The sequence below is a fragment of the Sphingomonas sp. GW821-FHT09E03 genome (assembly GCF_059416225.1).
In genome coordinates this window covers 455,171-480,427 of sequence record NZ_JBWKOS010000002.1, presented here as the reverse complement: position 1 = coordinate 480,427, position 25,257 = coordinate 455,171, and the positions used below count along the sequence as shown (strand labels likewise).

Genomic DNA, 25,257 nt, shown 5'->3' with positions numbered 1-25,257 from the left:
GTTCGACCATGACCACAACCACCAGCACGACGAGCACCCCCACTCCCACCGCCACCGCCGCCAGCCTGACCGCGGCAGCGGCCCAGTCGCTGCTGACCTCGCTCAACACCGGCTCCGGTGTAGACACAGCCTCGCTGGTCACGTCGCTGGTCCAGGCCCAGTTCGCCGCCAAGACCGCGGCGATCACCGCCAAGAACACCACGCTCACCGCGCAGATCTCCGGGGTCAGCACGCTCAAGAGCACGATCAGCGGTTTTTCAACCGCGCTCAACACGCTGATCAGCGGCGGCACCCTCGCCACCACGCCCAACAGCTCCAACACCGCCGTGCTCACCGCCACCACGATCGCCGGCAGCAAGGTCGCCGACTTGTCCTCGAGCATCACCGTCAAAGCGCTCGCCGCCGCGCAAAGCGCGCGCAGCGCCACGGCAGTTGATCCCAGCGCGACGATCGGCACCGGAACGCTGACGCTGACGCTGGGCACCGCCACCTATGGCAGCGACGCCACTGGCACCTCGACGATGACGGCCTTCACCCCCGGCAGTACCGCGCCGGTGGACATCAAGATCACTGGCGGCAGCCTCACCGACATCGCCAGCTCGATCAACGCGGCGAAGGCAGGCGTCACCGCCAGCGTGATCGCCGATGCGGATGGCAAGGCCTATCTGTCGCTCAAGGGCGCCACTGGCGCTGCGCAGGCGTTCACCCTCAAGGCAACTACCGACACCAGTGGCAAGCTGGCGCAGTTCAACGTCGGTGTCGGCGGCAACGCGCCGCTGACCGGCGTTGCCCAGGACGCCTCACTGACGCTTGATGGCGTCACGGTGAAGCGCAGCAGCAATTCGATCAGCGATCTGGTTGCCGGCGTGAAGCTCGATCTCACCGGCACCTCCACCACGCCGGTCGCGCTGACCTCCACCCGTCCCACCGTGGCGCTGATGCAGGGCGTCAACGACTTTACCGAAACCTTCAACCAGGTACTGGCGACGGTGACCGGTCTTACCGACGCCAAGACCGGCGATCTCAAGTCGGATACCGCCGCAAAAACGCTGCTGCGTTCCTTGCAGACTCTAACCACCAAGCAGCTCACCACCAGCACGACGCCCGGCGCGCCGACGACGCTGGCGCAGATCGGTATCGGCACCAACCGCGACGGCACGCTCGCGGTCAATGCCGCAACGCTAACTGACGCCATCACCAAATTTCCCGACGAAGTGGAGGCGATGTTCGCGAGCGCCACCAGCAACACCGGCGGCCTCAGCGCCCAGCTGGCGGCGATCTCCACCGCGGCATCGAATACCACGTACGGCCTCGGTGCCTCGACGACCCGCTACACGAAGGCGCAGGCCGACCTGACCACCGAACAGGACACGATCTCAACCCAGTCCGATGCCATGACCACCCGGCTGACCCAGCAGTTCTCGACCATGAACTCGAAGGTCTCCGCCTATAAATCCACACAGACCTTCCTGGAAAACCAGATCAAGGCCTGGAACTCGAGCGACGATTGATGGCTTACGCAAGTGCTCTCCTGCGCGATCCGTTCGCCACCTATCGCCAGATCGATATCGCCGGTCGCACCGGCGAGGCGAAGGGCCCGGCCCTTGTCCAGCTGCTGTACGAGGAACTCGTCGCCGCGCTGCGTGCCGCCGCCTGGGCGGTCGAGAACAGCCAGCTGCGGGGCAAGAGCGAGCGCATCACCCGCGCCACCGCCATCCTGTTCGCACTCGAAGCCGGTCTCGATTTCGAGCGCGGCGGTGAGGTGTCCTACACGCTGGCACGCTTCTACGGTGGCATCCGACGGACCATCGTCGACGCCTCGATCGGCATCGATCCCCGACCGTTCCGCGATGCGGCGAACAGCCTCAGCGAGATCGCCGAGGCTTGGCGGACGGCGAGCAAGGCCTGAGCCGATTCCAGCGCCGCGCTAGCGCTGGAACCAGTGGCGCTGGACGAAATAGATGACCACGCCGGCCGCAATCGCCGCGCACACGCCCATGATCGCGTCGAACGCCCAAGGCTCGTGCGCATAAGGCAGGTTGTCGACGTTCATTCCATACAGGCCGGTGATAAAGGTCAGCGGCAGGAACACCATCGCCACGATCGAGATGATCAGCGAGCGGTTGTCGAGCTGCTCGCCGCGCAAGTCGGTGAGCGCATCGTGCATCAGCGACGAGCGCTCGCGGATCGACTCCAGCTCTTCGGCCATCCGCGCCGCGCGATCGGCCGCGGCATTGAGGTGCAACCGATCGTCATCGTGCAACCAGTCACAGGGCAAGGTCGCGAGCTTTTCCAGCGCGGCACGCTGCGGGGTGAGGAAGCGGCGCAGGCCGATCGCCGACACCCGCACCCGACTGACATGCCGCCGCAGCTCGAACACGCGCGAGGCATCGAGCTGCTCCTCGCAATCGTCGAGCGTGTCGCCAAGATCGGCGACCTCCGGGTCGAGGTCGGTGGTGATTGCGGTGGCGAAGGCGGCGATCAGATCGCCGGGATCGACGATGCGGCCGGTCTGCACCACCTTCTCCACTTCATCCACGGCGATCAGCGGCCGCCGCGTTACCGAGAACACCCGGCCGCTGATCGCCCAGATCCGCACCGAGGCGAGCGGATCGCCCGAGCTCATCTCCTCGCTCGATCGGCCCCGCAGGTTGAGCAGCGCGCCCTCGTCGAACGCCTCGCAGCGTGGCCGCGTCTCGGTCGCGGTCAGCGCATCGATGACATAGTCGGGCAGCTTGGCATCGTCGCGTAGCCAGGCCTGGGCACGCGCCTCGTTGGTCGACAGATGCGCCCAGATCAGATCGGCTGGATCGCCCAGCGCAGCCTTGATCTCGATCCGCTCCGCCTTGCCGCCGACGACCCGATAGCCGAACCCGCTCATGTCATCTCCACGTCGACGCTCAGGCCATTCTCCAGCGCAACGGGCGGGGCCCCGGTTGCGATCCGCGCAGCATCGGCGCGGGCGCGATCCAGGATGGCGCCGGGCACGTCGTCGCGATGGTAGACGCGATCGGCATTGGCCAGCGCACGGGCCTGCCGCAGGGTGAGATCGTCGGGATCGACTGACGTCAGCCGGAGCGTGACCAGCCGTGTGCCCATGGCGGTGCCGTCGAAGGCCAAGTCATGCGGCAACGTCGCCGCCTCGACGGCGAGCAGGTCGAGTGGGCCGCCAGGCGCCAGTGCCGCCGCGATCGCCTGTCGCCGCTCGCCCATCTGCGGATAGCGCGAACGCAGTGTCGCGCGGGCAGCATGAAGGCGTTCCGCGATCAGGCCGAGCGCCGGCGGCAGGATCGCCTCAAGCCGCTGGCGCAGCGCCGCGGCGAGCCCCGCCGACACCCCGCCGGTGCCGATCGCGATCAGCACCGGATTGCGATCGACGATCGCTGGCAGCGTGAAGTCGCACAGCTCGGCGCGATCGACCGCATTGACCAGGATGCCGCGCGCGCGCAGCCGGGCGACGATCGGCGCCGGATCGTCCACCGCGACGATCGCCAGCGCCGCCGCAGCCTCCTCGCCGACGATCACGGCGCCGGCACGCTCGAGCAAGCGCCGCTTGGCGTCGGCCGGCTCGCCTTCGCCAACCAGGATCACCGCGCGGCCGGCCAGCCGCACGAATAGCGGCAGGCTGTTGAGGCTCACCGGTGCAGCCACTCCGGCACTCGTTCGGCGGCGAGGATGGTCTCGGGCTGGATGCGATCGGCGACCACCGCGAACCGGTCACCGTCCACCAGCACCTCGGGCACCAGCGCGCGGCTATTGTAGGTCGAGGCCATGGTCGCGCCATAGGCGCCCGCGGTGCGGAACACGCCGAGGTCGCCGCTCGTCACCACGTCGATCTCGCGGTTCATGGCAAAGGTGTCGCCGCTTTCGCACACCGGGCCGGCAATGTTGGCGGTCATTGTCTCGCCGGTCGGCTGCACCGCGACGAAGTCGTGGAAGGCGTCGTACAGCGCCGGACGAGCGAGGTCGTTCATGGCGGCATCGACGATGACATAAGGGTTGGTCACGCCCGGCTTCACCCAGATTACCTCGGTGAGCAGCAGCCCGGCATTGCCGGCGATGACGCGCCCGGGCTCGAACATCAGCTCGACATCCCAGCCCCTGGTCGCGCGCTCGACCATCGCGCCGTAATCGGCGGGGGTCGGCAGCACGTCATCGGGCTTGTAGGGCACGCCGAGGCCACCGCCGAGATCGACGCGGCTGATGGTATGGCCGGCCGCTCGCAGCTCCGCGACCAGCTCGCCGACCCGCGCATAGGCCTCTTCGAGCCGCGACAGGTCGCTGAGCTGGCTGCCGATGTGAATCGCGACACCGCGCAGGTCAAGGCCCTCGAGCGGCGCCAGCCGGTCGAACATGCCGCGGGCCTGGTCGATCGGCACACCGAACTTGTTCTCGCGCCGCCCGGTGGAGATCTTGGCATGGGTGCCGGCATCGACATCGGGGTTGACGCGCAGCACCGCCGGCGCCCGCAAGCCCTTGGCCGCGGCGAGCTGGGCGAGGACGACGCCCTCTTCCTCCAGCTCGAGGTTGAACTGGCCAATCCCGACCTCCAGCCCGCGGCTCAGCTCGGCGCGGGTCTTGCCGACGCCCGAGAAGACGATGTCGGCCGCGGGGATGCCAGCCGCCAGCGCGCGCGCCATCTCGCCGCCCGAGACGACATCCGCGCCATAGCCCTCGTCGGCGAGCACGCGCAGCACCGCGACATTGGGATTGGCCTTGATCGCATAAGCAAGGTGGACGCGATCGAGTCCCGCCAGGCCGGCGCGGAATACCTGGGCGTGGCGCCGGAAGGTGGCGGTGGAATAGACGTAGACGGGGGTGCCGACCGCCTCGGCAATCGCGGTCAGCGGCACGTCCTCGCAGTGGAGGATGCCGTCGCGGTAGGTGAAATGATCCATCAGCTTGGCGGCAGATCGAATTCGTCGCTGCGGCGCTCGTCCGACGCCGTCAGCAGCTCGTCGCTGCGCTGCGGCCGCTGCTGGGTGGTCGGGGTCAGCAACTGCTTGGGCGTCGGCGTCGCCAGCGCGCCATAAGGCGCGACCGGAAGCGAATGGCCCTCGCGCGGCTGCAACGGCTTGGCGGCGCCACAGCCGGCGAGCGCCAGCGCCAGCGCCACGGGGATCAACCTCTTCATCGCAACTCCTCGCGCGCCGCGGCGATCGCGGCACGGACATTGGCCGGGGCGGTGCCGCCAAAGCTGGTGCGGCTCGCCACCGACGCATCCACCGAGAGCACATCATAGACGCGTTCGTCGATCCGCGCATCGATCCCCGTCAGTTCGTCGATCGGCAGCTGGTCGAGCGCAACGCCGAGCTCCTCGGCGCGCTTCACCGCGCGGCCGGTGACGTGATGCGCCTCGCGGAACGGCAGTCCCGCCTCGCGCACCAGCCAGTCGGCGAGATCGGTCGCGGTGGCGAAGCCCGCTTCGGCGAGTGCGCGCATCCGGTCGGTGCGGAAGGTCGCGCTTTCGACCATCCCGGTCATCGCCGCGATCGACAGGCCGAGCAGGTCGTGCGCCTCGAACACCGGCGGCTTGTCGTCCTGCATGTCCTTCGAATAGGCGAGCGGCAGGCCCTTCATGGTGATCATCAGGCTGACCAGCGCCCCGGTGATCCGCCCGGCATGGCCGCGCACCAGCTCGGCCGCATCGGGATTGCGCTTCTGCGGCATGATCGAGCTGCCGGTGGACCATTGGTCGCTCAGCGCAACGAAGCCGAACGGCTGGCTCGCCCAGATCACGAACTCCTCGGCCAGCCGGCTGAGATGCAGGCTGCACTGCGCCGCGGCGGTGAGATATTCGATCGCGAAATCACGATCCGACACCGAATCGAGGCTGTTGCGCGTCGGCCCATCGAAGCCGAGCGCCTTGGCGGTCGCCTCGCGATCGAGCGGGAAGCCGGTGCCCGCCAGCGCCGCCGCGCCGAGCGGGCAGCGGTTCATCCGCGCACGCGCATCGGCGAACCGCGACACGTCGCGTGCGGCCATCTCGACATAGGCCATCAGATGATGGCCGAGCGTCACCGGCTGCGCCGACTGCAGATGGGTGAAGCCCGGCATCACGCTCGCGGCATGCTCCTCGGCCCGCGCCATCAGCGCGGCCTGGAAACCGTTGAGCGCGGCGAGCACCTGGTCGATCGCATCGCGCACCCACAGCCGGAAATCGGTCGCCACCTGATCGTTGCGCGAGCGCGCGGTGTGCAGCCGACCGGCGACCGGGCCGATCGCGTCGGCGAGCTTGGCCTCGCTGAGCATGTGGATGTCTTCGAGCGCGAGATCCTCGGGCACGCCATGATCGGCATAGTCCGCCGCGACCAGGTCGAGCCCCGCGTCGATCGCCGCGGCATCCTCGGCGGAGACGATACCCTGCTGGCCGAGCATCGCGACATGCGCCTTGGAGCCGGCGATGTCCTGGCGCCACATCCGCTTGTCGAACGGGATGGACGCATTTATCTCGCGCATCACTGCCGCCGGGCCTTCGGCAAACCGCCCGCCCCACATCGAATTGGATCCGCCCATGGCACCGTCATTTCCTGCGCGCGTCGCGATCGTCTGTCTCCTGGCCCTCGCCGCTGCCGGCTGCGATAGGCAAAGCCCGCCGTCCGGGCAAGCCAACGTCGCCGCGCCCGACGAGGCTGCGGCCAACGTCGCCTCACCCGACGAAGCCGGCGCCGCCGCGGCGCCGACCGCGACGATCGGCCTCGATCGCAGCCACAAGGGCAGCGCGGCCCCGGCGGTGAGCTTCACCGGGCCGGACGGCAAGCCGGTGACGCTGGCGGCGTTCAAGGGCAAGCCGGTGCTCGTCAACCTGTGGGCGACCTGGTGCGGACCGTGCATCGTCGAGCTGCCGACGCTCCAGAAGCTTGCCACATCGAACACGGTCCGCGTCGTCGCGATCAGCCAGGATAGCCAGGATCCCGCCAAGGTGCCGGGCTTCCTCAAGGCACATGGCGCGCCCGAGATCGCGCCGTATGTCGACAGCAAGATGGCGCTCAGCCTCGCCTATCAGGCCAATCTGCCGACCACGATCCTGTTCGACAGCGCCGGCAAGGAAGTGTGGCGGTGGAATGGCGGCAACGACTGGTCTGGCGCGCCGGCCGCGGCGTTGATCGCCGAAGCGTCCTGATCGGCGGTGCCCAATGCAGTCGACGCGCGTTCAGCCCGGGATGCGCGCGCCGCGCGCTAGTCGGAGACCTTCGTGAGCACACTCTTCCAGCCGATCGACGTCGACCAGCTTCGCCTCGACAACCGCATCGTCATCGCGCCGATGTGCCAATATTCGGCCGAACACGGCTGCATGACCGATTGGCACCTGATCCATCTCGGCCAGCTGGCGCTGTCGGGCGCCGGGCTGCTGACGATCGAGGCGACCGCCGTGGTGCCCGAGGGCCGGATCACCTATGGTGACGTCGGCCTGTGGAACGATACCACCGAGGCGGCGATGGCGCGGGTGCTGGGGGGAATCCGCCGCTGGTCGCCGATGCCGATCGCGATCCAGCTCAGCCACGCCGGGCGCAAGGCCTCCACCGAAGTGCCGTGGCAGGGCGGTGCCCAGATCGCGCCGGACGCCGCCAACGGCTGGCAGACCGAGGCGCCCTCGGCACTGCCCTTCACGGACGGCCAGGCCGCTCCAACAGCGCTCGATCGCGCCGGCCTCGATCGGATCCGCGACGCCTTCGCCGATGCCGCCCGCCGTGCGGCGCGGCTCGGGATCGATGCGGTGCAGCTCCACGGCGCCCATGGCTATCTGCTCCACCAGTTCCTCTCGCCGCTCGCCAACCAACGCACCGACGAATATGGCGGGTCGCTCGACAACCGGATGCGCTTCCCGCTCGAGGTGTTCGACGCCGTCCGCGCCGCCTTCCCGGCAGACCGCCCGGTGACGATGCGCGTCTCGGGCACCGATTGGGTAGAGGGCGGCTGGGACGCTGAGCAGACCATCGCCTTTGCCGAAGCGCTCGAGGCGCGCGGCTGTGCGGCGATCCATGTCTCGAGCGGCGGGCTTCATCCCGACCAGCAGATTCCCGTCGGCCCGAGCTATCAGGTGCCGCTCGCCCGCCAAGTCAAGCAACGCGTGTCGATGCCGGTGGTCGCGGTCGGGCTGATCACCGAGTTTGAACAGGCCGAGGCGATCGTCGCCACCGGCGACGCCGACATGATCGCGCTCGCCCGCACCATCCTCTACGATCCGCGCTGGCCGTGGCACGCCGCCGCCGCGCTCGGCGCGCAGGTCAAGGCGCCTGACCAATACCTCCGCTCGCAGCCGCGGCAATTAAAGCATCTGTTCGGCTGAGATCCAGCACGACATCGCCGCGGCACCGACAGTGCCCGCGGCGATGTCGGCTCGATCAGGCGGTCGGCGCCAGCTGCCGTGCCCGACCGATCGCCCCGTCAATCGAGGTGCGCCGCGCGTCCTCGCCGCGGCCGAGCCCTTCGGCGATGATCACCTCGACATCGGCGCCGACGAAGCCGAACACCGAACGGAGCAGCGTCTCGGCATGTTCATAGGCCGCATAGCGCACGCCCTCGCCATAGAAGTTGCCGCGCGCGAGAGCGATGATCACGCGCTTGCCGGCGGCGAGGCCGACCGGCCCGTTGTCGCCGTAGGAGAAGGTCTTGCCGCGTACCGCGATCCGATCGATCCGAGCCTTGGGAGCTGGCTGGGAAGAGAGAAATTGTAGAGGCCGGCGCCGATCACGACGATGTCGGCATCGAGGAACTGCTGCACGTCCGCGCCGGCCGCCAAGGCAAGATAGGTATCGAATGAGAGGTGCGGCAACGCCTCTGCCGCGAGGTCGTGGTAGGTCACTTCGAGGCCTTCATGCGCGTCGCGCAGGCGCTCGACGACGGCGGCGAACATCACCCGGCTCGCCGAGCCGTCGCCCGTGATACTGGAATCGAGATGCAGAACCTTCACTGATGGTCTCCGGTCTGAATTGCGACCAGGAGCAATCAAGTGACCCATCACGGTTCGCCAAGAACGCATCTGTATAGGACCAGGTCACATGGATATGCCCGCCTCACCCGGCGTCAGCACGCAAAGCGGCAGGATGAGCAGCGTGCAAACCATCGTCGGCGACAAATGGACGGTGATGCTGGTCATGGTGCTGATCGAGCGGCCGCGCCGATTCAACGATCTCAAGCGGACCGTCGGCGGCATCTCGCAGCAGATGCTGGTGCGCGCGATCCGGCTGCCGCGCCGACGCGATGACCTGTTCGCGTCGTGCTGACGGCAGCCATCGCTGGCTGACGCCCGCCGAGCGGATCGACCGGGTGTAGCCACCGCCAAGCCATCATCTCGCCAAGAAGCCTGGCCGCGCCGGATGATACGCACCGAGCGCGGCCAGGAGGTGCCCGCTGGTCAACAAACCTACAGGGGACAGCGCCGAGTCCATGGTCAAAGAAGCGCGCGCCCGGTCATCAGACGGAGCCAAGGCCGCGATGCCTTGGCGGGTGGCCAGATGGCCGTCACAAGCCGGGACAGCTGTACCGCGATGATGATGCGAGACTGGCTACTCGAATTGTAGGAGCGCGCCGATGCTTGAGACGCAGCGATGATCAAGCCTGGCCGGCCGTGAAGTCGGCGCCAGGGGGTCGTCGGCAGTGTCATGGGATAGCGGCCTGGATGCCCCGTGAGGATTCGAACCTCAATTGACGGAGTCAGAGTCCGTAGTCTTACCTTTAGACGACGGGGCAACAGGAGGGCGCGCATCTAGGCGGGGCGTCGGGGGCTGTCAACCGGGCTTTGCCGCTTCCCTTGCCGTTGGGCTGGTGGCGCGCTACCTAGGGGACAAGCACCGAGCGGGAATTTCCCGCGGCGGCAGAACAGAATAGAAAGAACACGGCTATGGGGGATCGTTCCGCCCGCACGCCGTACCGGCAGGGGAGCCCTGCCCGTCCGGCGCCCTTGCGGCCCCAGCGTGGCCGCTGGTCCGACGCGCAGGCCTTTGCCGCGCTGGATCTTGGCACCAACAATTGCCGACTACTGATCGCGCGGCCGCAGGGTGATGGTTTTGCGGTGATCGACGCCTTCTCGCGGATCGTGCGACTCGGCGAAGGCCTTGCCGCGACCGGCCAGCTCAGCGATGCCGCGATCGAGCGCACCATCGCGGCACTCCGGGTCTGCGCCGACAAGCTCAAGCGCCGCAACGTCACCCTTGCCCGCTCGGTTGCCACCGAGGCGTGCCGCCGTGCCGGCAATGGCGCCGCGTTCATCGCCCGCGCCTATGAGGAGACCGGGATCCATCTCGACATCATCTCCGCCGAAGAAGAGGCGCGGCTGGCGGTGCTCGGCTGCCACGCGCTGATCGAGCCGGGCGACGATCCGGCGCTGGTGTTCGACATCGGCGGCGGCTCGACCGAACTGGTGCTGATCGACACGCCGCGCGACGCGATGCCGCGCGTGCTCGACTGGCATTCGGCACCGTGGGGCGTGGTGTCGCTGACCGAGAGCGCCGGCGGTGGCGAGAGCCCGGAGGAGCGGCTCGCTTCCTATGCGCGGATGCGCTCGATGGTCGCGGACAGCTTCGCCGACTTCGCCGGCCGCCTGCCCAAGAACGTTCGGCGGCCGCGGCTGCTCGGCACCAGCGGCACGGTGACGACGCTCGGCAGCGTCCACCTAGGGCTCAGCCACTATGACCGCGCCCAGGTAGACGGGCTGATCGTGCCGGCCAGAGCGATGCGCCAGATCAGCGCCGACCTTTCCTCCATGTCGATCCGCGAGCGTGCGCAGCTCGCCTGCATCGGCACCGAGCGCGCCGACCTGGTGGTCGCCGGCTGCGCGATCCTCGAGACGATCCTCGATCTGTGGCCCGCCGAGCGGCTGGGCATCGCCGATCGGGGCATCCGCGAGGGCATCTTGCGACGATTGATGGGAAGTGCGCGGCCATGAACGGGACGATGATATGAGCCGGGACGGTGGTGGCCTGCGGACGCGGGTGAAGACGGCGCGCGGGCGCACCGCGCAATCGACGCGCTGGCTGGAGCGCCAGCTCAACGACCCCTATGTCCGCCGCGCGCGCGCGGAGGGCTATCGCAGCCGCGCCGCCTACAAGCTGATCGAGCTCGACGAGCGCTTCGCGCTGATCCGCGGCGCCAAGCGCGTGGTCGATCTCGGCATCGCGCCGGGGGGGTGGAGCCAGGTGATCAAGCGCCGGCTGCCCAAGGCCTCGGTGGTCGGCATCGACCTGCTGCCCGTCGACCCGATCGACGGCGTCACCATCTTCCAGATGGACTTCATGGACGATGCCGCGCCGGCCAAGCTGATCGAGGCGCTGGGCGGCGCGCCCGACCTCGTCCTCTCCGACATGGCCGCCAACACCGTGGGCCATCCGCAGACCGACGCGCTGCGCACCATGGCGCTGGTCGAGACCGCGCTTGCCTTCGCCTGCGACGTGCTCGAGCCGGGCGGGACCTTCGTCTCCAAGGTGTTCGCCGGCGGCGCCGATTCGCAGCTGGTCGCCGAGATGAAGCGCAACTTCACGACGGTGAAGCACGCCAAGCCGCCGTCGAGCCGCAAGGGATCGGTGGAGTGGTTCGTGGTCGCGCAGGGGTTTAAGGGGCGGCGCGAGGAGCCCGCCTAACTTCGCTAACATCACGCATATCGCGCCACGCAAAAAGGGCCGCGGCATCGCTGCCACGGCCCGTTTTCTAACCGATTACAACGGTTTAGCCGTCGTAATCGGCGCCGAGGTTCTGGTTGCGCGGGGGTGCGGCCGCGGTGAGGCGGAGCGCCTCGGCCGAGGCGGACAGCGAGCCGACGGCATCGGCCTCGTCCTCGTCATCAACCTGAACCTTCTGGAGGCTGTTGATGACCGATTCCTCGAGCTGATCGGGACGGACCAGCTCGTCGGCGATCTCGCGCAGCGCGACGACCGGGTTCTTGTCACGATCGCGATCGAGCAGGAGTTCGGCACCGCCGGAGATCTGGCGGGCGCGCTGCGCCGCGAACAGCACCAGATCGAAGCGGTTGGAGACCTTGTCGACGCAATCCTCGACGGTGACGCGCGCCATGGACGCTTTCCTTCGCAAATACCGATGAAATGAAGACGCGACGACTAGGCGATCGGCACCGCCAAGTCAAGGAAGCCACCGCGTGCGGCCCCGGCCCTCGCGCCGACGCGGCTTGCCGGCATATGACTTGCCCCCCCGCGCCCCAGCGGCCATCACCCGCGCATGACCGAGCCCGCGCCCCAGCCCCCCGCGGCCCACCCCGCCGACCAGCCCAGCTTCACCGTCGCCGACAACCGGCTGACCCTGCTCGACACCGGGCCGCGGCGGCTGCAGGCGCTGCTCGACCTGATCGCGGACGCCCATCACTCGCTGCGCATCCTTTATTACATCTATGCCGACGACGAGACCGGCCGGAAGGTGAACGACGCGCTGACCGCGGCGGCCCAGCGCGGCGTGACGGTGGCGGTGATCGTCGACGGCTTCGGCAGCGACGTCGACGCGGACTTCTTCGCGCCGCTGCAGGCGGCCGGCGGCTCGATCTGCCGCTTCTCGCCGCGGGTCGGACGCCGCTATCTGCTGCGCAACCACCAGAAGCTCGCGCTCGCCGATGCGGACGAGAACCCCCGGATCATCGTCGGCGGGTTCAACGTCGAGGACGATTATTTCGGCACGGTCGCCGAACAGGCGTGGCGCGACCTCGGCCTGCTGGTGGAAGGACCCCAGGCGGCCAAGCTCGCCGGCTATTTCGACGCGCTGCACGAATGGGTGCGCCAGCCCGGCGGCAAGCTGCGCCACCTCAACAAGGCGCTGTCGCGGTGGAGCGAGCGCGAGGGGCCGATGCGCTGGCTGATCGGCGGGCCGACCCGGCGACTATCGCCCTGGGCGCGCGCGGTGCGTGCCGACATGCGCCACGCGGCCAAGATCGACGTGATCGCGGCCTATTTCACGCCATCGCCGACGATGCTGAGGCGGCTCGACAGGGCCGGGCGGCGCCAGGCCGCGGTGCGGATCGTCACCGCCGCCAAGTCCGACAACAACGCCACCATCGCCGCGGCGCGCTTCACCTACGCCGGGTTGCTGCGCAAGGGCGTGGCGCTGTTCGAATATCAGCCGACCAAGCTCCACACCAAGCTATACGTGATCGACGATGCGGTGCACATCGGCTCGGCCAACCTCGACATGCGCAGCCTGTTCATCAACCTAGAGCTGATGCTGCGGATCGAGGATCCCGCCTTCGCCGCGCACGTGCGTGGCTATGTGGATGGCGAGATCGCCCGCTCGGAGCCGATCACCCGCGCCTGGTACAAGGCGCATATCGGGCCCTGGCAGCGGGTGCGGCAGTTCTTCGCCTATCTGCTGATCGCGGTGGTCGACCCGAGCGTGTCGCGCGGGCTGAACTTCGGCATCGACGACTAGGCGATCGTCCATCATTGCCCGTACGGATTGACGATCCCGACCGCGCCGCCGACCACCGCCTGGCGCCCGTCATTGGCGACATAGGTGATGACGAACTCGTTCGCGCTCGGCCCCACGAACAGCAGGTGGAATTGCGCAGGCACCGTTCCATCCGTGCTGAGGCTGCCGTTTGACAATGAGCCGGTGACGGCGTTGCCGTTGATCGCCCCCTGGATCGGCAGATAGCCGAAGCCGCCAGTTTCGCTCTTGTAGAAGTTGATGCCGGACAGCGTGAGATTACCCGAGACAGTACCGGCGGCAAAGTCGACGGTCAGAAATGCACCGCTCTCCTGCGAGACAAACCAGAGATCGGTGTCGGTCGCGTAGTTACCGGCATTGAGGATGCTGTACTTGACCGTGCCCGCATGAGGCATGGCAGCCGGCGGCGTCGCTGTTCCGTAGCCGAAATAATTCAGCCGCGTTTGCCGGCTGGATCCATTGACGATGGTATGCTGCCAGCCTCCGATACCGCCATAGCGTGCCGTGGTGTAGCCGCTGCCCAGATAGGATGAGATGTAGGTAGAGGCCTGGTACAGCGCCAAATAGTTTTCCGCCGTCGCGGAAGGAGCGGTCAACACCACCGTCCCATTGCCGTTTGGAGCAGTGGTATCGTAGGTCAGCTGCGCCGGTCCGAATACCATCGAATTGGCCGCGTCGGCGAGATGGTAGCCCGACGCATCATAGCTGCCGCTGAACCGCGGCGTGTCGATGACAGTGGTGCGGTTGCTCGTGGTACCGCCGGTGATGACGCCCCCCGTTTGCGTAATGTCGCCGGTCGTCGTGACATCCATCGAGGCAGCGATGAAGGTAGCGTCCGACGCCGGCTTGACCTCACCGGTATGCAGCCCGCCTGACGACGGTGTCGGCGTGGCCGGCGTCGTGCCGGTGCCCGATGAACTGCCCGCCGCCGACCCGCCATCGCCGCCGCATCCGGCCAACATGACGCAACACGCCACCAGCACCAATGATCTACGCATACTGCCCCTCCCCCGCCAGTGGCTCTGCCTTATCGCTCCCGGCCGATCAAGCGAGGCCAGACGCACGCCTTCGCGACCAGCTCGACCAGCCTCGTGGTCGCATCCGTCAGGCCGCGGCCATGCTCTGCTCCACATTGCTCGAGGAAACAGCGCTCTGCCGCTGAACGACGCTAGTTGACGGCAGGCGTCATTGTCCGGTCGATGCAGCCGCCTACTCGGAGACGCGGCGGCCTGCGAACAGTCGCCGGCACGGCTTGCGTTGTGGAGTCCGTTACACGGGGTCCGACGCGCTCACGCCACCCGGGAGATTGGTTTGGCTCTCGACACAAGCAATTGCAATCTATCGGTTTTCGGCACCCGCTTGTTAATAACAGTGCTCGATCGGCGACAGGTTCGGGCAATCATCGGGCCATCGCCGAACGCAACTTTACAGCTCGGACCGCAAGGCTAATCGCCGCGACCACGCGCTGCCCCGAGGCCGGGAGCCCGGAAGTTGCGTGTCGCCCTGCATGATTATCCGGGATCGACGATCCCCAGTAAGGACGCTTGCCTTGACCACCCGTTCCTCGTTCACGCGTAAAGCCCTGCTTCTCAGCTCCACCCGCGGCGCGCTCGCGCTGGTCGGCGCCGGCCTCGCCATCGCCGCGCCCGCCGCCGCCCACGACGTCGCCGGCCAGGCCCAGCCGGCGGTGACCGGCACCGCCGGCGTGCAGCCCGACACCAGCGACGCCGTCAACGCCAGCCAGGGTGCGACCGCCGCGTCGGCCACGCCGAGCTCGGCAGCGACGCCAGCGACCGGCGGCACCGACATCGTCGTCACCGGGACGCTGTTCCGCCGCACCGACACCGAGACGCCGTCGCCGGTCACCGTGCTCAGCGCCGATACGCTGGCGCGCGCCGGGCTCAACACCGTCTCGGACGCGGTGCGCTCGATCTCGTCGGACAGCTCGGGCTCGATCCCGACCTCGTTCACCAACGGCTTCGGCGCCGGCTCGTCGGCGGTGTCGCTGCGCGGCCTTACCGTGAACTCGACGCTGACCCTGATCGATGGCTTGCGCACTGCCAACTATCCGCTCGCCGACGACGGTCAGCGCGCGTTCGTCGACCTCAACACCATCCCCGATGCGATCGTCGACCGGGTCGAGGTGCTCAAGGATGGCGCCTCGTCGAGCTATGGCGCGGATGCGATCGGTGGTGTGGTCAACATCATCATGAAGAAGGAAATCACCGGCATCCTGGGCTCGGTGGAGGGCGGCGCCACCCAGCGCGGCGACGGCGGTGAGCAGCGCGGCACGCTGACCATCGGCCACGGCCACCTCGCCGAGGACGGCTATAACTTCTACATCTCGGGCGAGTATCAGCACGACAGCGCGATCTACAACAAGGGCCGCGGCTTTCCCTACAACACCAACGACCTGACCTCGATCGGCGGGCTCAACAACAATCCGGGATCGGTGGTGCCAGGCACCACGACCAGCGCGATCGTCGCGCCGACCACGCAGCAGACCGCGGGCGACGTGCTCTCGGGCACCGGCGTCACCACGGGCCCATGGCAGATCCTCAACCCCGCCGGCTGCTCCAGCGGCCAGACCACGGTGACCGGCGCGTCCGGCACCGGCTGCGAGCAGAACACCGCCGCTGATTACGGCCAGATCCAGCCCGAGCAGACCCGCTGGGGCGTCACCGCCCATGGCACGGTGCAGATCAACCCGGATACGCAGGCGTATCTGATGGCGTCCTATTATCAGAACGACGTCAAGGCAGAGGGGACGCCGGCAACGATCCGCTCGAGCAACCCGATCAACACGCTCAACATCGTGCTGCCGGCGACGCTCAGCGACGGCTCGCTCAACCCCAACAACCCGTTTGCCGCGCTCGGCGAGGCAGCGGCGCTGCGCTACCGGTTCGGCGACATCGCCTCGAGCAGCGAATATAACAGCCATGTGATCCGCGGCGCCGCCGGGATCGACGGCAAGTTCGGCAACGGCTGGGGCTATTCGGTCGACGCCACCGCCGCCCATTCGTGGCTCGACATCACCCAGAACGGTTATCTCAACCTGACCGGGCTCGAGAATGCGATCAACGACGGCACCTACAATTTCGTCGATCCGAGCCAGAATTCGGCCGCGGTGCGTGCCTCGCTGTCGCCGGCGATCCGCAACACCGCGACCAGCGACGAGGACATGATCCAGGGCGTGATCACCAAGTCGCTGTTCAACCTGCCCGGCGGCGCGCTGCAGCTCGGCGTCGGCGGCTCGGTGCGCTACGAGGCGGTGAACGATCCCGACCAGAATGCCGACGAGCAGACGCTGGGGCTGAACGCCTTTGCCGCCACCGGCCACCATTGGGTGGAATCGAGCTACTTCGAAGTCAGCGCGCCGATCTTCAAGCAGCTCGAGATCGACGCCTCGGGCCGCTACGATCACTATAGCGAGGGCTACAGCCACTTCTCGCCCAAGATCGGCGTCAAGTTCACCCCGATCCAGCAGATCGCGTTCCGCGGCACCTTCTCCAAGGGCTTCCGCGCGCCGAGCTTCGCGGAAACGCAGGGCACGGTGATCGGCTATACCAACACCACCACGCCTTGCTCGTTCCAGGCGCTGCACGGCGCGACGGTGGCCGCGGACGGCAGCTGCTCGGGTGGCTCGTCGTACAACCAAGCCTATTCGCTCGGCACCAACACCGCGGGCAACCCGAACCTCAAGCCCGAGCTGTCGACCAGCTTCACCGCGGGCACGGTGGTGCAGCCAACCAAGTGGCTGAGCTTCACGGTCGACTATTACAACATCAAGAAGACCCGGGTGATCACCGCCGGCCCGCTCTCGGGCGAGGCGCTGGCCGATTATTATGCCGGCACCACGCTGCCGACCGGCTATTCGGTGACGCTGGATGCCGTGGACCCCGACAATCCCACCGCCGCGCGCCGCGTGCTCTACGTCAATGCGCCTTATGCCAATGCCGGCGGGCTCAAGACCTCGGGAATCGACTTCGCGGCGCAGGTGCAGACCAGGCTCGCCGACAACATCCACTTCCTGAGCCGCGCCGAAGCGACCAAGATCCTGCACTATTACTTCCAGACCGCCGCCGGCGACCCCTATATCGACTATGTCGGCACCCAGGCGCCGTACGTCACCTCGTCCGGGGCCGGCACGCCGGCGTGGCGCGGCAACTGGCAGAACAGCGTCGCGATCGGCAAGACCCAGCTGACCGCCACCGCTTATTACACCTCGGGCTACAAGGCGGTCGCCTATGACGCCTACAACGCCACCACCTGCGCCGATGGCAGCACCTATGGCGACGGCGACTTCAACTGCCACGTCAAACACTTCATCGACGTCGACCTGCACGGCAACGTCGATGTGAACGACAAGTTCTCGATCTACTTCAACGTCGCGAACCTGTTCGACGCCAAGGCGCCGCTCAACGCGGGCAATTACGCCGCGGTGAACTACAACCCGACCTATACCCAGGCGGGTGCGGTCGGCCGGGCGTTCCGGATCGGCGCGAACTTCAAATATTGAGAAGACGCGGCGCCGGGGGCAGGAGACTGCCCACGGCGCCTGTTGCTGCTCAGAACAGCTTGAATTCCACCAGTCGCGCGGCGCGGCCGGGGCGGTTGGTCAGGACCAGGCGGACCTTGCTGGTGGTGATCGCCGGCCAGCCAAGCTCGGTGATGCCATTGGCGACCGCGGGTGCGGCGCCGGTCGGCAAGTCGCTCCATTGCCCGTCCTGCCAGGCCTGGAGGCGATAGCGCGCCGGCGCGGCCACCGCCTTGGCATCGGCGAAGAAGGCGAGTTCGGCGGCGTGGACCGGGCGCTGCTTGCCCAAGTCCACAGCGAACCAGGCTTCGCCGGTGGCGCCGGCGCTCGACCAGCCGTTGACCATCTCCGGGAAGAACCAGGTGCGGCCGTCGACCGCCTGGTGGAGCGCCGTGGGATCGGCGTTGATCGAGGCGCTCGGCTTGGGGAAGTCGCCGCGGACCAGCTCGACCGCGAGATCGACGCGGCGCGCGATCGGCGCGGCCGGCGCGCGTGGCAGCGGCACCGACAGCCGGGCGAGCCCGGGCGCCTGGGCAACGCGGGCGCCATCCACCCACAGGCTCAGCCCCCTGCCCTGCCGATAATGGCGGCCATCGGCGTCATAGACCACGCTCACCCGGTGGCCGTGGTAGGGCAGGTCCTGGAGCGCGAACCAGCGCAGCGCCTGGGGGCCGGTGGCGGGGACCAGCGGATCGACCTCGAGGACGTCGTCGGCGCGCGGGCGCAGACCGACGAGCCCGGTGACGATCAGGTCGACATAGCCCGAATGGTCGTAATGATGGCTGCGGGCGAGGCCGACGATCGGCCGGCCGGTGGCGGGATCGTAATCCTCCTGCAGATCGGGGACGCCATCCGCGCCATAATGGAGATGCGCATATTGGCGCAGCAGGCGGACGTAATCGGCGCGGGTGATCACGCGCTGGTGGTAATCGTGGAGGAGGTTGGCGAGGCCGGTGAGCAGCTGGGTGGTCTGGAATGGCCAGACCGGGCCGTTCCACTGGCACTCGCGCAGGCCCGTGGGCGTGTCGTAGCGATATTGCCGCATGTAATAAGGATAGCTCGGCTCGACGGTGCGCAGGCCGGCGGGGCCGGCGAGCTCGTTCGCGTCGAGGATGTGGCGCCAGGCGGCGGCGCGCTGGGGCGTGTCGGGCGCGAGGCCGTAGGTCCAGGGCAGATAGCCGACCAGCTCGCGGCCGCGGATCGGCGCCCAATATTGTACATGCTCGTTATCGACCTTGTAGCGGTCGACGTAATGGCCGAGCGGCTCGCTCCACAGCGCCTCGTCGAGGCGAGTGCGCAGGCGCTCGGCGCGGGCGGCATAATCCTGCGCGGTGGCCGCGTCGCCGGCGAGCGCCGCGATCTGGCCGATCGCGCGGGCGTTGGCGTACATGTAGCTGTTGATCGACGGGCGGAAGGCGTCGCCGCCGCGGAAGCCGTCCTTGCCGCCGGAGGCGTCGATCGAGGAGATGGTATATTCGGTGGCGTCGAGCAGCGGCTCGATCCAGTAGAGCTGCTTGGTGAAATCGTAGCGATCGTCCCACAGATTGTAGATGTGGCGCATCGCGCCGAGGTGGCGGATCGCGGCGGCGCGATCACCATCGGCGAGGTAGCGGCCCCACACGGCATCGGCGATCGCCTCGCTGAAATGGCGATCGTTGCCGCCGCCCTCGTAGAGGAAGTCGACATAGTCGCCGGCATAGCGCCGGTCGCGCAGCCAGCGCGCCTCGGCGAGGTGGAAGCCGGTGGCGTCGTTGAGGCTGGCATAGGGCTCACGCTGCCAGCCGACGTCGTCCATGAATTCGGTGGTGATATAGCCGCGGGTGCCGAGGTCGCGCTGATGCGCGCGCAGCAGCTTCCAGCGATAATAATAGATCGCCGTCAGCTCGGCGTCCGACGAATCGAAGAAGGGGATGTTGCCGAGGTACCAGGGCGCATCGTTGCCGAAGGCGGCGCGGGCAAGGCGGGACTCGTCGAGCACGGGCCGACGGGCATCGGGCGGCGCGGCGGCGGCCGTGACGCCGGCGAGGGTGCCCGCCAGCAGCAGCAGGCGGGCACCCCGGCGGATCAATCCTCGAACGCCTCGACCTGGAGGCGCTCGGCACGGAGATAGGCGTCGGCGACGTGGCGCATCGGCGCGACGTCGACATCGCTGACGCCGCGCCTCACCAGATCGGCGAAGCGATCATAGAGGCCGCGATATTCGGCCTCGGGCGGGAGCGACTGCTGGACGCCGTCGAGGTACATCTCGCTGCCGCCCTTGGAGAGGGTGAGCTGGCCGGCATCGGTGTCGACGCGGATGTCCCAGGTCTGCGGGCCGGTCTGGCGCCAATCGAACGCAGCGACGATCGGCGTACCGGCGGCATCGGTGAAGCGGAGGTCGGCGGCGATCGGCGCGGCGCGGTTGGCGGGCACCTCGATCGAGCCTTCGGTGAGGAAGAAGGGCGGCAGGATGTGGGTCGCGATCGACAGCGCGTTGATGCCGGGATCGAACACGCCCATCCCGCCCGGCTGCCAGATCCAGGCCTGGCCCGGATGCCAGTGACGGACGTCTTCCTTCCATTCGATCGCGACCGACGTCAGCGTCTTGCCGGCGAGCCACTGGCGGGCCGGCTCGACGCCCGACGCGTAGCGCGAATGCCAGCTGGCGAAGAGGGTGACGCCATGCGCATCGGCGATGTCGCGGAGCAGGCGGATCTCGCTCAGCGTCGCGCCGGGCGGCTTTTCGAGAAAGACGTGCTTGCCCGATTGCAGCGCGAGGCGCGCGGCATCGAAGCGGACCTGCGGCGGCTGGCAGAGCGCGATCGCCTCGAGGCTCGGCTCGGCCGCGATCATCTCCTCGATCGAGCCATAGGTGGTGCCGCGATCGAGCTTGCTGTTGTGGCTGGCGGCGGTGAACAGGTCGAAATCGGGCGAGGCGTCGAGCACCGGAATGTGCTGGTCGCGCGCGATCTTGCCGATGCCGACAATACCGATCTTGATCGCCATGGCTCAGAGCACCTTCACGGAGACGGGCGCGGGCGCATCGACCGCGATGGGGTTGCGGACGGGAATGCGGAACGGCGCGGCCTCGATCTCGAACACGTCGCCTTCCTGGGTGGCGAAGCCCTCGGCGAACGACAGCGTCGCGGTGCCGTAGAAATGGACATGGACGTCGCCGGGGCGGCGGAACAGCTCGTATTTGAAATGGTGATGCTCGAGATTGGCGACGCTGTGCGACATGTTCGCCTCGCCCGACAGGAACGGCTTTTCCCACACCGTGGCACCGTCGCGGACGATGCGGCTGGTGCCGCGCACGTCGGCGGGCAGTTCGCCGACCAGCAGCTCGGCGCCGAGTGACGCGTTGCGCAGCTTGCTGTGGGCGAGCCACAGGTAATTGCCGCGCTCGGTGACGTGATCGGAGAATTCATTGGCAAGCGCGAAGCCGAGCCGCACCGGATTGCCGTCCTCGCCGATCAGATAGATGCCGGCGATCTCCGGCTCCTCGCCGGCGTCGAGCGCGAAGGCGGGCGAGCGCAGGGCCTCGCCGGGGGCGACGAGCTGCGAGCCATCTCCCTTGTAGAACCATTCGGGCTGGACGCCCTGCCCGGCTTGCGACGGCTTGCCGCCCTCGACGCCCATCAGGAACATCTTCATCGAATCGGTCGGCGCCGGATTCTCGGCAGCGCTGCGATGCATCTTGTCGCGCCCCTCGGCCGAGCCGAGGTGGGTAAGACCGGTGCCGGTGAGCAGCAGATGCGCCTGGTCGGCATGGTCGATCGGCGCGAGCAGGGTGACGGCGGCGAGATCGACCGGCTCGCCGAGGCCGGCCTGCTCGACCGCGGCGGCGAGGCCATGGCCGGCAGCGATCGCCGCCTCGGCCAGCGCGAGCGTGGTGGTCGCCCCGGTGACGCGGCGCGGAGCGCCGTCGACGTCGGTAAAGGCGGCGACACCGCGCGCGCCGGCGGCGTCACGGAACTGAACGAGTGACAGCAACACGGGGTAACTCCTCTCCTTCGGCTGGCTCCACGGCCGCCGTCGATTCTTGTCAGGCCTGCTCGATCTTGCCGTCGACGCGACGGACGAGCTGCCATGGGTTGTCGCTGCGCAGCGGCACCGGCAGCAGCGCATCCGGCAGGTTCTGGTAGCAGACCGGGCGCAGGAAACGGTCGATCGCGAGCGTGCCGACCGAGGTGGTGCGGCCGTCCGAGGTGGCGGGGTAAGGACCGCCATGGACCATCGCATGGCTGACCTCGACACCGGTCGGCCAGCCATTGGCGAGGATCCGACCGACCTTGCGGGCGAGCAGCGGCACCAGCGCGGCGGCGGCGGGCTCGTCCTCGGCGTCGATCAGCAGCGTCGCGGTGAGCTGGCCCTCGAGCGCGCCGATCAGCTCGGCGGCCTCGCTCATGTCGTCGACCTCGATGACGATCGACGAGGAGCCGAACACCTCGTGCGACAGCGCGGGATCGGCGAGGAAGCTCTTGGCATCGGTGCGGAACAGCGCGCCGCGGGCCTGGTTGACGCCCTCACCGACGCAGCCGCGCGCGACGCTGGTGACGGCGCTGTGGCTGGCGAGCGCATCGACGCCCTGCTCGAAGCTCGCGTGGATGCCCGGGCTGAGCATCGCCTGCGGCTGGCTGTCGGTCATCGCCGCGGCGGCAGCGGCGACGAAGGCGTCGAGCTCGGGGCCCTTGGGGGCGATCAGCACGCCGGGGTTGGTGCAGAACTGGCCGGCACCCATCGTCAGCGACTGGACATAGGCCGGCGCAAGCGCGGCACCGCGAGCCTTCAGCGCAGCCGGGAACAGCAGCACGGGGTTGATGCTGCTCATCTCGGCATAGACCGGGATCGGCTCGTCGCGACCGGCGGCGATGCGGACCAGCGCGAGGCCACCGCCACGCGAGCCGGTGAAGCCCACCGCCTTGATGCGCGGATCGGCGACCAGGGCGCCGCCGAGCTCGTTGGTCTCACCGGGCAGGAAGGAGAACACACCCTCGTGAAGGCCGCAGGCCTTGACCGCGGACTGGATGGCGCGGGCGACGAGCTCGCCGGTGCCGGGATGCGCGGGATGGCCCTTGACCACCACCGGGCTGCCCGCGGCGAGCGCCGAGGCGGTGTCGCCACCGGCCACCGAGAAGGCGAGCGGGAAGTTGGAGGCGCCGAACACCGCGACCGGGCCGACCGAGACATGGCGACGGCGCAGGTCCGGGCGCGGCAGCGGCGCACGATCGGGCAGCGCGGGATCGACGGTCGCCTGGACCCAGGCGCCCTCGCGGACCACGCTCGCGAACAGCCGCAGCTGGCCAACGGTGCGGCCGCGCTCGCCCTCGATGCGGCCGCGCGGCAGGCCGGATTCGGCGACGGCGCGGTCGATCAGCTCGTCACCGATCGCGACGATCGCGTCGGCGACCGCCTCGAGGAAGACGGCACGGTCTTCGAGCGCAAGCTCGGAAAAGCTGGGATAAGCCGCCTCGGCGAGCGCGCAGGCGGCAGCGACCTCGTCTGGGCCGGCGGAGGAAAAGGATGGCTGCAGCGCCTCGCCCGTCGCCGGATTGATCGCGCTGAATTTGGCGGCGCTGTCGCGCTCGCTGCTGCCGATGAGGCTGGCGCCGGTAATCATGATGCTCTCCGCAATAACTCCGACAAGTACCTAGGCGGGGGTTGGCGGCGGCGCAACCCGCGGCGGGCCGGGGCTGTCGCTGTTTGGCACGAAGAGGCAGGGCAGCACGGTAAGGCGGCAACACGGCGCCGCCGGGCGCGTCAGTCCTTCCAGGCCCAGTAGAGCTGGGCGGGGGGCACGTTCCACCATTCCATGTCATGGTCGATGTTGGAGAAATGGGGGGTGAGGAAGTCCTTCACCTTGGGCGAGAACTGATAGACCAGGAAGGCGCCGCCGGGACGGATCACGCGCTGGGTGGCGCTGGCGATCGCGGGGCCGACGCCGGCGGGCAGCGTCGAGAAGGGCAGGCCCGAGAGCACGTAATCGGCATGCTCATGGCCGTGATCGCGGACGATCTCCTCGACGTCCGCCGCCGAGCCGTTGACCGCGACGAAGCGGGAATCGGTGATGGTGTGATCGAGATAGCGGATGAAATCGGCGTTGGTGTCGATCGCGATCAGCGTCGCATCGGGCGCCATCCGCTCGAGGATCGGGCGGCAGAAGGTGCCGACGCCGGGGCCATATTCGACGAACAGCTTGCACGATTCCCAATCCACCGGGCCGAGCATCTTGCGGATCAGCTTGTCCGACGACGGGATGATCGAGCCGACCATCACCGGATGCTTCAGGAAACCTTGAAAGAACATCGCGACCGGGCTGGGGACGCCGGCGGGACGAGCGCGTCGGGCGGCGGTGGTCGAACTGGGCATCGGCTTCCTTGTCGTTCGTATTCCCCACGCACGGCGAGGGCTTGGATCCCCCGTCGCACGATTGCCGAACGCGTTTCAAGTGTGACGGTTGCGTTGTCGCGGCGAACTGTTGCACGGCGCTTACCGCGGAGGTGACGATGACGGCGGCGCGAGAGTTACCGGGTGAGGATCGGGCGGGGCAGATCGCGGTGATCTTCGTCTCGCAACGGACCGACGAGGATGCGGCCGGCTATGGCGCCGCTGCCGCGGCGATGGGGGCGCTGGCCGCCACCCAGCCCGGCTATCGCGGCGAGCGCAGCAGCCGCGACGCCGCGGGCCTGGGAATTACCGTGAGCTACTGGGCCGACGAAGCGAGCGCGCTCGCCTGGCGCGACCACCCCGAGCATCGCGCGATCCGCAACGTCGGGCGGGCGCGGTGGTATCAATGGTATGAGATGGTCGTCGCCGATGTCGCGCGGGATTATGCGTGCCAGCGCGACCCGGCCTGATCCAGCCAGCCACAACGCGACAGGGCGGCAGGCTCGCGCCCACCGCCCCTTTGTTGCCGATGTAACAGGCGATCGCTCGCCTACGACTTAGTTGCAGACCCGGACCCGGGCGCTGCGGCCGTAATAGGGATCGTAGCGACGCTCGGTCCAGCAGCGGCGGGCGTAGCCGTAACCATAGCCGCCGCGGTTGTAGCCATAGCCGCCGTTATAGCCGTAGCCGTCATAGTAAGCGCGCGGCGGGGGCGGCGGCGCGTCATAATAATAGCCGCGATCGTAATAGCGGCCGCGGCCGTCGTTCGCGATTGCTGCACCGAGGCCCAGGCCGACGATGCCGCCGAGCAGCGCGCCCGCGGCGACGTCACCACCGCCGTGGCGATAACCGCCATGATAGCCACCGCGATAGCCGCCGTAGCGCTGTGCGTCCGCGGGCGCCGCCGCCACGACCGCGGTCGCGGCGAGCGCGACGCCCAGCCCTGCCTTCTTGATCAAACCGTTCATGCC

The 25,257-nt window shown here is 68.3% G+C and carries 25 protein-coding genes and 1 tRNA gene; 10 read left to right on the top strand and 16 right to left on the bottom strand.

The genetic code is table 11. The annotated features are described in order from the left end of the window. Positions 1 to 8 precede the first annotated feature (8 nt). Positions 9 to 1,511 carry a flagellar filament capping protein FliD gene (fliD, locus tag AC07M8_RS06605; RefSeq protein ID WP_495173573.1) on the top strand — a complete coding sequence of 501 codons (1,503 nt, stop codon included), beginning with the start codon at positions 9 to 11 and terminating at the stop codon, positions 1,509 to 1,511. Then, positions 1,511 to 1,909 (top strand): flagellar export chaperone FliS, encoded by a 399-nt coding sequence (gene fliS, locus AC07M8_RS06600; protein WP_495173572.1) that lies wholly within the window; start codon positions 1,511 to 1,513, stop codon positions 1,907 to 1,909. Before fliD ends, fliS begins: the two co-directional genes overlap by 1 nt. A gap of 18 nt (positions 1,910 to 1,927) precedes the next feature. Here the strand turns inward: fliS and AC07M8_RS06595 are convergent, their stop codons facing one another. From AC07M8_RS06595 to argH, 5 genes are read right to left on the bottom strand one after another with little or no spacing between them, the layout of a single operon-like run. Further along, positions 1,928 to 2,881: a zinc transporter ZntB gene (locus tag AC07M8_RS06595; protein ID WP_495173571.1), complete on the bottom strand. Its 954-nt coding sequence runs from the start codon at positions 2,879 to 2,881 to the stop codon at positions 1,928 to 1,930. Beyond that, the gene (locus tag AC07M8_RS06590) at positions 2,878 to 3,639 is read right to left on the bottom strand and encodes a precorrin-2 dehydrogenase/sirohydrochlorin ferrochelatase family protein (RefSeq protein WP_495173783.1); all 762 of its coding nucleotides are present in this window, start codon (positions 3,637 to 3,639) and stop codon (positions 2,878 to 2,880) included. The genes AC07M8_RS06595 and AC07M8_RS06590 overlap by 4 nt, the downstream gene beginning before the upstream one ends. Beyond that, positions 3,636 to 4,898, bottom strand: coding sequence for a diaminopimelate decarboxylase (gene lysA, locus AC07M8_RS06585; protein WP_495173570.1), 1,263 nt, complete (start codon positions 4,896 to 4,898; stop codon positions 3,636 to 3,638). The genes AC07M8_RS06590 and lysA overlap by 4 nt, the downstream gene beginning before the upstream one ends. Further along, entirely contained in the window at positions 4,898 to 5,134 is a 237-nt protein-coding gene (locus tag AC07M8_RS06580; RefSeq protein ID WP_495173569.1) for a hypothetical protein, read from the bottom strand. The genes lysA and AC07M8_RS06580 overlap by 1 nt, the downstream gene beginning before the upstream one ends. Beyond that, positions 5,131 to 6,498, bottom strand: a complete 1,368-nt coding sequence (gene argH / locus AC07M8_RS06575; RefSeq protein ID WP_495173782.1) for an argininosuccinate lyase — start codon at positions 6,496 to 6,498, stop codon at positions 5,131 to 5,133. The genes AC07M8_RS06580 and argH overlap by 4 nt, the downstream gene beginning before the upstream one ends. Positions 6,499 to 6,514: 16 nt before the next feature. Here argH and AC07M8_RS06570 point away from each other — a divergent pair, with 16 nt between their 5' ends. Together AC07M8_RS06570 and AC07M8_RS06565 are read left to right on the top strand one after the other, a co-directional pair. Further along, positions 6,515 to 7,123: a TlpA family protein disulfide reductase gene (locus AC07M8_RS06570; RefSeq protein WP_495173568.1), complete on the top strand. Its 609-nt coding sequence runs from the start codon at positions 6,515 to 6,517 to the stop codon at positions 7,121 to 7,123. A gap of 72 nt (positions 7,124 to 7,195) precedes the next feature. Further along, a complete protein-coding gene (locus AC07M8_RS06565) occupies positions 7,196 to 8,290 on the top strand; it encodes an NADH:flavin oxidoreductase/NADH oxidase (protein WP_495173567.1) in 1,095 nt (364 codons plus the stop codon). Between the two features lie 55 nt (positions 8,291 to 8,345). Here AC07M8_RS06565 and AC07M8_RS06560 read toward each other — a convergent pair whose 3' ends face one another. Both AC07M8_RS06560 and AC07M8_RS06555 read right to left on the bottom strand, forming a co-directional pair. Continuing rightward, positions 8,346 to 8,630: an NAD(P)H-dependent oxidoreductase gene (locus tag AC07M8_RS06560; protein WP_495173781.1), complete on the bottom strand. Its 285-nt coding sequence runs from the start codon at positions 8,628 to 8,630 to the stop codon at positions 8,346 to 8,348. Beyond that, the gene (locus AC07M8_RS06555; RefSeq protein WP_495173566.1) at positions 8,558 to 8,914 is read right to left on the bottom strand and encodes an NAD(P)H-dependent oxidoreductase; all 357 of its coding nucleotides are present in this window, start codon (positions 8,912 to 8,914) and stop codon (positions 8,558 to 8,560) included. Before AC07M8_RS06555 ends, AC07M8_RS06560 begins: the two co-directional genes overlap by 73 nt. A 184-nt stretch (positions 8,915 to 9,098) precedes the next feature. Here AC07M8_RS06555 and AC07M8_RS06550 point away from each other — a divergent pair, with 184 nt between their 5' ends. Continuing rightward, positions 9,099 to 9,227, top strand: coding sequence for a winged helix-turn-helix transcriptional regulator (locus AC07M8_RS06550; RefSeq protein WP_495173565.1), 129 nt, complete (start codon positions 9,099 to 9,101; stop codon positions 9,225 to 9,227). A gap of 392 nt (positions 9,228 to 9,619) precedes the next feature. Here AC07M8_RS06550 and AC07M8_RS06545 read toward each other — a convergent pair. Next, a tRNA-Gln gene (locus AC07M8_RS06545) sits at positions 9,620 to 9,693 on the bottom strand. Positions 9,694 to 9,844: 151 nt separating this feature from the next. Here AC07M8_RS06545 and AC07M8_RS06540 point away from each other — a divergent pair. Next, positions 9,845 to 10,888 carry a Ppx/GppA phosphatase family protein gene (locus tag AC07M8_RS06540; protein WP_495173564.1) on the top strand — a complete coding sequence of 348 codons (1,044 nt, stop codon included), beginning with the start codon at positions 9,845 to 9,847 and terminating at the stop codon, positions 10,886 to 10,888. Positions 10,889 to 10,901: 13 nt separating this feature from the next. Continuing rightward, entirely contained in the window at positions 10,902 to 11,579 is a 678-nt protein-coding gene (locus AC07M8_RS06535) for an RlmE family RNA methyltransferase (protein WP_495173563.1), read from the top strand. A gap of 85 nt (positions 11,580 to 11,664) precedes the next feature. On the opposite strand, the gene rpoZ is transcribed toward AC07M8_RS06535, so the two are convergent. Next, on the bottom strand, positions 11,665 to 12,009 hold the full coding sequence (gene rpoZ, locus AC07M8_RS06530; protein ID WP_495173562.1) for a DNA-directed RNA polymerase subunit omega: 345 nt from the start codon (positions 12,007 to 12,009) through the stop codon (positions 11,665 to 11,667). Between the two features lie 162 nt (positions 12,010 to 12,171). On the opposite strand from rpoZ, the gene AC07M8_RS06525 reads away from it, so the two are divergent. After that, the gene (locus AC07M8_RS06525) at positions 12,172 to 13,365 is read left to right on the top strand and encodes a phospholipase D-like domain-containing protein (RefSeq protein WP_495173561.1); all 1,194 of its coding nucleotides are present in this window, start codon (positions 12,172 to 12,174) and stop codon (positions 13,363 to 13,365) included. A gap of 11 nt (positions 13,366 to 13,376) precedes the next feature. On the opposite strand, the gene AC07M8_RS06520 is transcribed toward AC07M8_RS06525, so the two are convergent. Beyond that, positions 13,377 to 14,366: a transferrin-binding protein-like solute binding protein gene (locus tag AC07M8_RS06520; protein WP_495173780.1), complete on the bottom strand. Its 990-nt coding sequence runs from the start codon at positions 14,364 to 14,366 to the stop codon at positions 13,377 to 13,379. A 566-nt stretch (positions 14,367 to 14,932) separates the two neighbouring features. On the opposite strand from AC07M8_RS06520, the gene AC07M8_RS06515 reads away from it, so the two are divergent. Further along, positions 14,933 to 17,902 (top strand): TonB-dependent receptor domain-containing protein, encoded by a 2,970-nt coding sequence (locus AC07M8_RS06515; protein WP_495173560.1) that lies wholly within the window; start codon positions 14,933 to 14,935, stop codon positions 17,900 to 17,902. 49 nt (positions 17,903 to 17,951) lie between these two features. Here the strand turns inward: AC07M8_RS06515 and AC07M8_RS06510 are convergent, their stop codons facing one another. From AC07M8_RS06510 to AC07M8_RS06490, 5 genes are all read right to left on the bottom strand, one after another. Further along, on the bottom strand, positions 17,952 to 19,988 hold the full coding sequence (locus tag AC07M8_RS06510) for an MGH1-like glycoside hydrolase domain-containing protein (protein ID WP_495173559.1): 2,037 nt from the start codon (positions 19,986 to 19,988) through the stop codon (positions 17,952 to 17,954). Then, positions 19,985 to 20,905, bottom strand: coding sequence for a Gfo/Idh/MocA family protein (locus AC07M8_RS06505; protein WP_495173558.1), 921 nt, complete (start codon positions 20,903 to 20,905; stop codon positions 19,985 to 19,987). Before AC07M8_RS06505 ends, AC07M8_RS06510 begins: the two co-directional genes overlap by 4 nt. A gap of 3 nt (positions 20,906 to 20,908) precedes the next feature. Beyond that, on the bottom strand, positions 20,909 to 21,895 hold the full coding sequence (araD1, locus tag AC07M8_RS06500; protein ID WP_495173557.1) for an AraD1 family protein: 987 nt from the start codon (positions 21,893 to 21,895) through the stop codon (positions 20,909 to 20,911). 49 nt (positions 21,896 to 21,944) lie between these two features. Next, positions 21,945 to 23,519: an aldehyde dehydrogenase (NADP(+)) gene (locus AC07M8_RS06495; RefSeq protein ID WP_495173556.1), complete on the bottom strand. Its 1,575-nt coding sequence runs from the start codon at positions 23,517 to 23,519 to the stop codon at positions 21,945 to 21,947. Positions 23,520 to 23,659: 140 nt separating this feature from the next. Further along, on the bottom strand, positions 23,660 to 24,268 hold the full coding sequence (locus AC07M8_RS06490; RefSeq protein WP_495173555.1) for a class I SAM-dependent methyltransferase: 609 nt from the start codon (positions 24,266 to 24,268) through the stop codon (positions 23,660 to 23,662). 137 nt (positions 24,269 to 24,405) lie between these two features. On the opposite strand from AC07M8_RS06490, the gene AC07M8_RS06485 reads away from it, so the two are divergent. Beyond that, positions 24,406 to 24,756 (top strand): antibiotic biosynthesis monooxygenase family protein, encoded by a 351-nt coding sequence (locus tag AC07M8_RS06485; protein ID WP_495173554.1) that lies wholly within the window; start codon positions 24,406 to 24,408, stop codon positions 24,754 to 24,756. A gap of 87 nt (positions 24,757 to 24,843) precedes the next feature. Here the strand turns inward: AC07M8_RS06485 and AC07M8_RS06480 are convergent, their stop codons facing one another. Continuing rightward, positions 24,844 to 25,254 (bottom strand): hypothetical protein, encoded by a 411-nt coding sequence (locus AC07M8_RS06480; protein ID WP_495173553.1) that lies wholly within the window; start codon positions 25,252 to 25,254, stop codon positions 24,844 to 24,846. Positions 25,255 to 25,257: the final 3 nt, after the last annotated feature.

Bases quoted from the DNA above. Each gene is read 5' to 3' on its own strand.
- AC07M8_RS06490 (WP_495173555.1), bottom strand. From the start codon at position 24,268: ATGCCCAGTTCGACCACCGCCGCCCGACGCGCTCGTCCCGCCGGCGTC.
- AC07M8_RS06480 (WP_495173553.1), bottom strand. From the start codon at position 25,254: ATGAACGGTTTGATCAAGAAGGCAGGGCTGGGCGTCGCGCTCGCCGCG.
- AC07M8_RS06550 (WP_495173565.1), top strand. From the start codon at position 9,099: ATGGTGCTGATCGAGCGGCCGCGCCGATTCAACGATCTCAAGCGGACC.
- fliD (WP_495173573.1), top strand. From the start codon at position 9: ATGACCACAACCACCAGCACGACGAGCACCCCCACTCCCACCGCCACC.
- AC07M8_RS06495 (WP_495173556.1), bottom strand. From the start codon at position 23,519: ATGATTACCGGCGCCAGCCTCATCGGCAGCAGCGAGCGCGACAGCGCC.
- AC07M8_RS06540 (WP_495173564.1), top strand. From the start codon at position 9,845: ATGGGGGATCGTTCCGCCCGCACGCCGTACCGGCAGGGGAGCCCTGCC.
- AC07M8_RS06570 (WP_495173568.1), top strand. From the start codon at position 6,515: ATGGCACCGTCATTTCCTGCGCGCGTCGCGATCGTCTGTCTCCTGGCC.
- AC07M8_RS06580 (WP_495173569.1), bottom strand. From the start codon at position 5,134: ATGAAGAGGTTGATCCCCGTGGCGCTGGCGCTGGCGCTCGCCGGCTGT.
- AC07M8_RS06485 (WP_495173554.1), top strand. From the start codon at position 24,406: ATGACGGCGGCGCGAGAGTTACCGGGTGAGGATCGGGCGGGGCAGATC.
- fliS (WP_495173572.1), top strand. From the start codon at position 1,511: ATGGCTTACGCAAGTGCTCTCCTGCGCGATCCGTTCGCCACCTATCGC.
- AC07M8_RS06535 (WP_495173563.1), top strand. From the start codon at position 10,902: ATGAGCCGGGACGGTGGTGGCCTGCGGACGCGGGTGAAGACGGCGCGC.
- AC07M8_RS06505 (WP_495173558.1), bottom strand. From the start codon at position 20,905: ATGGCGATCAAGATCGGTATTGTCGGCATCGGCAAGATCGCGCGCGAC.
- rpoZ (WP_495173562.1), bottom strand. From the start codon at position 12,009: ATGGCGCGCGTCACCGTCGAGGATTGCGTCGACAAGGTCTCCAACCGC.
- AC07M8_RS06595 (WP_495173571.1), bottom strand. From the start codon at position 2,881: ATGAGCGGGTTCGGCTATCGGGTCGTCGGCGGCAAGGCGGAGCGGATC.
- lysA (WP_495173570.1), bottom strand. From the start codon at position 4,898: ATGGATCATTTCACCTACCGCGACGGCATCCTCCACTGCGAGGACGTG.
- argH (WP_495173782.1), bottom strand. From the start codon at position 6,498: ATGTGGGGCGGGCGGTTTGCCGAAGGCCCGGCGGCAGTGATGCGCGAG.
- AC07M8_RS06525 (WP_495173561.1), top strand. From the start codon at position 12,172: ATGACCGAGCCCGCGCCCCAGCCCCCCGCGGCCCACCCCGCCGACCAG.